Annotated in this window: 3 protein-coding genes; 2 read left to right on the top strand and 1 reads right to left on the bottom strand. The window is 47.5% G+C overall.

Annotated features, from left to right (window positions below; translation table 11 throughout):
- Window positions 1-18 precede the first annotated feature (18 nt).
- The gene (locus Q0X25_RS07150; RefSeq protein WP_298580544.1) at window positions 19-858 is read right to left on the bottom strand and encodes a copper homeostasis protein CutC; all 840 of its coding nucleotides are present in this window, start codon (window positions 856-858) and stop codon (window positions 19-21) included.
- A gap of 464 nt (window positions 859-1,322) precedes the next feature.
- On the opposite strand from Q0X25_RS07150, the gene Q0X25_RS07145 reads away from it, so the two are divergent.
- Together Q0X25_RS07145 and Q0X25_RS07140 are read left to right on the top strand one after the other, a co-directional pair.
- Entirely contained in the window at window positions 1,323-3,842 is a 2,520-nt protein-coding gene (locus tag Q0X25_RS07145) for a ribonucleoside-diphosphate reductase subunit alpha (protein WP_298580541.1), read from the top strand.
- 60 nt (window positions 3,843-3,902) lie between these two features.
- Window positions 3,903-4,730: ribonucleotide-diphosphate reductase subunit beta (locus Q0X25_RS07140; RefSeq protein WP_298580539.1), on the top strand; the 828-nt coding region annotated here is incomplete at its 3' end.

The following is a 4,730-nucleotide window of genomic DNA, read 5'->3' as shown; positions in this document are numbered from 1 at the left end:
ACCTGACTCATGGTTTAGTCATCTGGCATTTGAAATCCCTGGTACAAACTCAAGTAATGAGTGGCTTGAGTCTGTGGCGGACGAAGAGTATCCCAAGCTCGCTTGGACTTCAGCATGGTGCACGGTATAAGTGAGCGCTTGAGCGCGCTCTTTGCTTACACAGTCAAAGGAGCAGGAAAGGTCATCCTTAAGGTAGGCATAACTGACCTCATTACGGGCGGTAGTGGGGTCTTTTCCGTAGTCTCGGCAGGAAGCATGTACTTGGCTTATGCCAGTTTTGTTGATGAGCTCACAGACATTTTGTGCATTGATACCTGCACCAGCGAGGATTTGAATACGCCCTGCTGCTTGTTTTTGCAGCTGAGCAATGAGCGTTGCTCCCGCATGCGCGCTTGGCTTTTGACCACTGGTAAGAATACGGTCAACTCCGCAATCAACGAGCAGTTCAAGTGCGGCTTTGGGGTCGGGCGTTACGTCAAAAGCACGGTGGAACACGGCTTCTTTACCCGCTGAATGTGCAAGTTCAACCATCAGGCGTGTTTGCTCAACATTAATGGTGGCATCAGGGTTAAGAAAGCCAAAGGCAACACCATCTGCTCCTGCATCTATGAGCGCTGAAGCATCAGCAAACATAACCTCGACTTCGTGGGGAGAGTAACAAAAACCTGCTCCACGTGGGCGCAGCATGGTGATAATGGGAATATCAAGAGCCGCGCGTGCAAGACGTAGTGTGCCCAAGCTGGGTGTAAGACCTCCCAACCACAAGGCAGAGTTGAGCTCTACGCGCTCAGCACCTGCGTCCCGAGCGCTTAGACAGTCTTCATAGCTCCCAGTGCATATCTCGACCGTTGTAGGCATTGCTCCTCCTTGCTTTGCTTCATAAGTACATCCTGCTTCACCAGTATCCCTTAGTTTTTATCACATAGAAAAATGTTGCAGGTAACAAATCTATGTCTGCATCTAGGTAGTTAAATCTTTTAGCCCCGAGGAGTCATTTTTGTTCGCATTCCGACTAAAAACGCGTCCACGGGGCTAAAAAGTTGAACTATTGGCTGTTTCATGAGCTGAATAGTTGAACTAGTGATAATTTGCGACCTAGATATGAGTGCTTGGTACGGCTCTTGCGTCCTCAGCAGCAAACACACAAGCAATTGCAGAGCTGATGCCCAACTATAGCAACAATATATAGTGGTTTGATTTCGTATGTGCTTCTAAATATTGCGTATATTGGCTTAAAAAGCAACGAGCTATGGTATTGTAGTCACCGTTGTTTTGTAGTCTTATCGGGGCAGATTTGCTTCGCTTCGTGGCATGGGGGATACATGCAAATTATCAAACGCAATGGCTCGCTGGAGGAGTATGACTCATCCAAAATTGCGCGAGCAATAGAGAAGTCTTTTGCAGCAACTTCGACCAAGCCCGCAGAAGATGAGATTGCCAAACTCGTCTCACAGATTGAGAGACGCATGGCAGAAGCACATGCAACAAGTGTTGAGCACATCCAAGATCTTGTAGAAGAAGTGCTGATGCGTGAGGGACATTTTGCTCAGGCAAAGTCCTATATTTTGTATCGTTCACGCCGTACAGAACTTCGTCAGCAACGCCAGGAAATCGTTGGGCTGGTGGGCGATGAGGGTATTGATGCGCTCATATTGCGTATGCAACACGATTTTCTCGATGAGCAGTACTCGAGCACTGCTTTACTCAATCGTTTTAGAGGGTTTTTGACAGAAGATATGGCATATCAGCAGCGTCTTGAGGCGCTGGTGCGCGCAGCTGTAGAGTTGACAAGCAAAGAAGCACCCAAATGGAGCTACATAGCAGCACGTTTGTTGGCCTATAGCCATCACGCTAAGATTAACAAGCTGATGGCAGCACGTTCGATTGAGTCTTTTTATGACAAGCTGCGTTACTTAACTGAGCTGGGCCTGTACGGTACCTACATTCTTGAGTCCTATACCCGAGAAGAGATTAATCAAGCTGCGAGCTTTATTGACAACAGCCGCGATGATCTTTTTGATTACGCTGGTCTCGATTTAATGTTGCATCGTTATGTCATTCGCTCCTTTGAAGGTGAGGCACTTGAGACTCCGCAGGAGATGTTCTTGGGTATTGCTCTTCATCTTGCTATGCAAGAGAAGCCTGCAGTACGTCTGGGCTGGATTAAGCGCTTTTACGACATGTTAAGTACACTCAAAGTGACTATGGCAACGCCGACGCTATCCAACGCACGTCGTCCTCAGCATCAGCTTTCTAGTTGCTTTATTGATACAGTGCCCGATTCGCTTGAGGGTATTTACCGCTCCATTGCAAATTTTTCTCAGGTTTCAAAATTTGGTGGCGGTATGGGCATGTATCTGGGTAAAGTCCGCGCTGCAGGCGGCTCTATTCGGGGCTATAAAGGTGCTGCTGGTGGTGTTATTCGCTGGATTCGTGTGATTAATGATACGGCTGTAGCAGTTGATCAACTTGGCGTACGTTCGGGTGCCGTGGCAGTTTATCTTGATGTGTGGCATCGCGATTTGCCAGAGTTTTTGCAGCTACGCACCAACAATGGTGACGAGCGCATGAAGGCCCACGATGTATTTCCCGCTGTTTGTTATCCTGACTTGTTTTGGAAGATGGCAAAAGAAAATATGTCGCAGGATTGGTACCTGATGGATCCTCACGATATTCTGGCCGTCAAGGGCTATGCCATTGAGGATTATTTTGGAGACGAGTGGGAGAAGCGCTATCTAGACTGCGTTGCTGATTCCCGTATTCCTAAGCGTACACTGCCAATTCGTGAGCTTGTCCGCCTTATCCTGCGTTCAGCCGTTGAAACAGGTACACCCTTTGCCTTTATGCGTGATACGGTCAATCGTGCCAATCCTAATCCGCAGGCAGGCGTTATTTACTGTTCCAACCTTTGCACCGAGATTGCGCAGAATACTTCTGCCATGGAGTCGGTCAGCCAAGAAGTCATCACAAAAGAGGGGGATACCGTTGTGGTGAACACCACGCGCCCTGGTGACTTTGTTGTATGTAACCTCGCAAGCCTGACACTTGGGCGCATCAATGTTGAGGATGACGAGGAACTGCGTCAGATTATTCATTCGCTTGTGCGTGCCTTGGATAATGTTATCGACCTGAATTTCTACGCACTGCCTTATGCAAAAATTACCAATCATCGCTATCGTTCAATTGGTCTTGGTATCAGTGGGTATCACCACATGCTTGCCAAGCGCCACATTCGCTGGGAGAGCGAAGAACATCTGCGCTTTGTTGATGATGTTTTTGAACGCATTAATCGTCATGCAATTGAGGCTTCCAGTGCTCTTGCTGCTGAGAAAGGCTCTTATCGTTACTTTGAGGGTTCTGATTGGCAGACTGGTGCCTATTTTGATAAGCGTAACTACACGGGTGAAGTTTGGGATAGCCTGCGTCGTCGCGTTGCTGCGCAAGGCATGCGCAATGCATATTTGTTGGCAGTAGCCCCAACCAGTTCGACTTCTATCCTTTCGGGCACTACGGCAGGCCTTGATCCCATTATGAAGCGCTTCTTCTTAGAGGAGAAGAAAGGCATGATGCTGCCGCGCATTGCTCCTGAGCTTTCGATGGATACCTATTGGTATTACAACGCTGCGCATAATACCAATCAGCTATGGTCTGTGCGCGCAGCAGGCATGCGTCAGCGTCATATTGATCAGGCTCAGTCGATGAATCTTTATATCACCAATGAGTATACGATGAGCCAAGTGCTCAAACTGTATATCGAAGCATGGGAGCGTGGTGTCAAAACGCTTTATTATGTGCGCTCCAAGTCTCTCGAGGTAGAAGAGTGTGAGAGCTGCTCGTCTTAGGCATACGCAAGAAAGATTGCAACACACGAGAAAATGAATGCGATATGTGAGGGTGGGGATATGACCATCGAAAAGAGTAATCAGCTGGCACGAAAAGCGCTGTTCAATCCACAGGGTGATACCGCAGTGCGCAACCGACGCATGATCGGTGGTAATACTACTAATCTTAATGACTTTAACAATATGCGCTATGGCTGGGTGAGTGATTGGTACCGTCAGGCAATGAATAATTTTTGGGTACCTGAGGAAATTAACCTCGCCCAAGATGTTAAGGATTACCCCCATCTCAGTGAAGCAGAGCGTAGTGCATACGACAAGATTTTGAGCTTTCTTGTGTTTCTTGATTCACTGCAAAGCTCCAACTTACCCAATATTAGTGCCTATGTAACAGCAAATGAGGTCAACCTCTGTTTGGGTATCCAGACCTTCCAGGAATGTGTTCACTCACAGAGCTATTCTTACATGCTTGATACCATCTGCTCTCCCGAAAAGCGCAATGAGATTTTGTATCAGTGGCGTGATGATGAGCATTTGCTACGCCGTAACACGTTTATTGGCAATTGTTACAACGAGTTTGTCAATCATCAAGATGCGCGTGCATTTTTGCATGTGATCATGGCGAATTACATTCTTGAGGGTGTGTATTTTTACTCAGGATTTATGTTCTTCTACAACCTTGCGCGCAATGGCAAAATGCCTGGAAGTGCCCAGGAAATTCGCTATATTAACCGCGACGAAAATACACATCTGTGGCTCTTCCGCAATATTATCAGCGAGCTTCAAAAAGAAGAACCACAACTCTTTGATGAGGAGATGATCGCTGAGCTGCGAGCGATGCTGGAAGAAGGTGTGCGTCAGGAGTGTGCTTGGGGTCGCTATGTTATCGGT

It is taken from the genome of uncultured Olegusella sp., assembly GCF_947253395.1.
In the GTDB taxonomy this organism is placed as follows: domain Bacteria; phylum Actinomycetota; class Coriobacteriia; order Coriobacteriales; family Atopobiaceae; genus Olegusella.
This window is presented reverse-complemented; position numbering and strand designations above follow the sequence as displayed.